At 61.2% G+C, this 454-nt stretch carries 1 protein-coding gene; it reads left to right on the forward strand.

Annotated elements, in window-relative coordinates; translation table 11 throughout:
* Nucleotides 1-138 precede the first annotated feature (138 nt).
* The coding region (locus tag RM572_RS29185) for a hypothetical protein (RefSeq protein WP_311676362.1) at nt 139-454 on the forward strand (316 nt) is incomplete at its 3' end.

Raw genomic sequence — 454 nt, forward strand, 5'->3', positions numbered from 1 at the left:
ACTTCCGGCGACTCCTGCCGTGGCCCCGAGCGTTCGGCGCCGGGACCCTGCTGGCGGACCCCTGCGCAGGTTCTGTATGCGGAGTCAGCTTTCAGGAAGCACCGTGGTGTAGTCGATTTCGGCCCTACACTTCGGCACGTGTCCAGCATCCACGATCTGTCGATCTGGCTTCCCGCCCTTGAAGCACAGCTACAGGACGCGCCGACCAACGTAGATCTTGTGGAATTCACCGGGACAGTCGGCAAGGGGTCGATCGGCGGGTCCTATCGGCTGGATGGCAATCAAACAGACCAGGGTCTGACCGGTCGCGATTGGTTTCACGCGTTGCACAGCATCGCCGTGCAGTTCGACATCGACTGCGTTGGTGTGGTTTTGCGGTCCAGCCGCTCTGGTATCCGCGAAGTCGATCTGATCGAACTGCCAACCTACGTCACAGACTCCCCCGGTGCTGTCA

It is taken from the genome of Streptomyces hazeniae, from assembly GCF_031845485.1.
GTDB lineage: Bacteria > Actinomycetota > Actinomycetes > Streptomycetales > Streptomycetaceae > Streptomyces > Streptomyces hazeniae.